Source organism: Streptomyces sp. NPDC054840 (assembly GCF_053611065.1).
Map to the genome: position 1 here is coordinate 1 of NZ_JBSGZP010001072.1, position 1547 is coordinate 1547.

Below are 1547 nucleotides of genomic sequence, written 5' to 3' on the forward strand. Positions count from 1 at the left end.
CGGGCCAGGGTCCAGCGTTCGTCGTCGAAGCCGTGCGCCGACGGGCCCTTGCCGAGTTCCTCCTCCAGCACGGTGAACTGGGCATCGGTGACGGTGGGGGAGTTCGCCGGGCCCGCGGAACGCAAGGCCTCCATGCCCCCTTCACGCCAGGCACGACGCCAGCGTTCCACCGACCGCACACTCGCCCGCAGTTCTCTCGCGATCGCCGCGGTCTTCTCGCCCGCCGCGAACCTCTCGCCGGCCTGAAGCCGGATCCCCTCACGAAGCGCCCGCCGCTCAGCGGTCAGGCCCCCACCCTCCGGATAGCGCATACCAACGGCATACCGCAGGGATCATGACCCGTCACCACCGACGACAACCCGCAAAGCTCAGTACAAAATGCGCCCTTCAATATGGGCCGCGGGCACGTCTATGTCCATCTGCATGGTGACCGTGTTGAGCATCCTGAAGTAGACCTCTCCTGGCATCCTTTCCTCGGAGTTCACCACTTTGCCCTCGCATGCCTGATTGGTTGCGTTCCGGTACCTCACCCGGTCGCCCGGCAAGTATTTGGGTTCCAAGGTTGCCTCCCGTGATCATTTTACGGTCCCGTCGGGAACCCAGGACGATCGGCAGACTTCCATCATGAGTACCACGCGCCGCCCTCTGGGCACCGGTCCGACGACGAGCACCAAGAGCACGCCGAGGCCGTCCTCGAGGACGCGGCGGCTTGCCGCGGAGCGGATCGAGGACGAGTACCAGGACGTCGTTGCCGACGAGGACCAGGGCGGCGTGCGAATGCTGCGGGGCCGGCGGGCGCTCGGGACCGGCCCGGCCGGGACGGCGGGGAGTTCTTCATCACCGGCGTGAACGGTGAGGAGTGGCCCCGTCCAAGACGCGCGCGTACGAGGGCGACCGGTCGCGGCGGCCGACAACTCGGAGTTGGCGGGCCTGTAAAACGACCCGTACACCAGCGTGTTCCACGTCTGGCTTTGTTCACTTCAAAGGGCAGCGTTTGTCCAGCAGTCTGGGAGGCAGCTGGCTGTCCGCGTGCCCTCCGATGTTCACGACAATTGACGTCACTCTGACCTTGGCCGCTCCTCCTGCCCATGCCGGTGATCGGAAGTCGCTGGCGTCGGGGATGATCGAGGCAGAGTGGGCTCGCGAGGGGAAGGGACGACGTGATGGCGATCAGTGGGCTGCATCCGGAGAGGACCGCCAGGCTGGAGGTGCTCGTCAACGAGTGCCGGCCGATGTTGGCGGGTGACGGTGGGATGGCTGCAGTGCAGCGACTGCTGAGTGAGCGTCGTGTCGAGGTGCTCGACGCGGTAGTGATCACGCGCGAGCTGCTTGGGGCGGGTCCCACGGCGCTTGGCGAGGCGAAGACGATCGTCCTGACGAGTCCGGGCAGAGGGCGCGAGCTGAGGCGGCACGGTCAGTTCATGGCTGATCTGGAGCAGAGCGGTGGCCTCGACGAGCAATGAGGCAGCTCCGCCCCCCTGAGTCGGCAGCCCGCCGCCCTTGAGGGCGGCGGACCTTGACGCTGGTCTGCGGACCTCAGCCGGCCT

The 1547-nt window shown here is 66.9% G+C and carries 3 protein-coding genes; 2 read left to right on the forward strand and 1 reads right to left on the reverse strand.

Annotated elements, in window-relative coordinates:
* A partial coding sequence (locus ACWGIU_RS37595) for a helix-turn-helix domain-containing protein (protein ID WP_453712544.1) occupies positions 1-311 on the reverse strand: 311 nt, incomplete at its 3' end.
* Positions 312-624: 313 nt separating this feature from the next.
* On the opposite strand from ACWGIU_RS37595, the gene ACWGIU_RS37600 reads away from it, so the two are divergent.
* Positions 625-849, forward strand: a complete 225-nt coding sequence (locus ACWGIU_RS37600) for a hypothetical protein (RefSeq protein ID WP_453712546.1) — start codon at positions 625-627, stop codon at positions 847-849.
* A gap of 311 nt (positions 850-1160) precedes the next feature.
* Entirely contained in the window at positions 1161-1463 is a 303-nt protein-coding gene (locus ACWGIU_RS37605) for a hypothetical protein (RefSeq protein WP_453712548.1), read from the forward strand.
* The last annotated feature ends 84 nt before the right edge of the window (positions 1464-1547 follow it).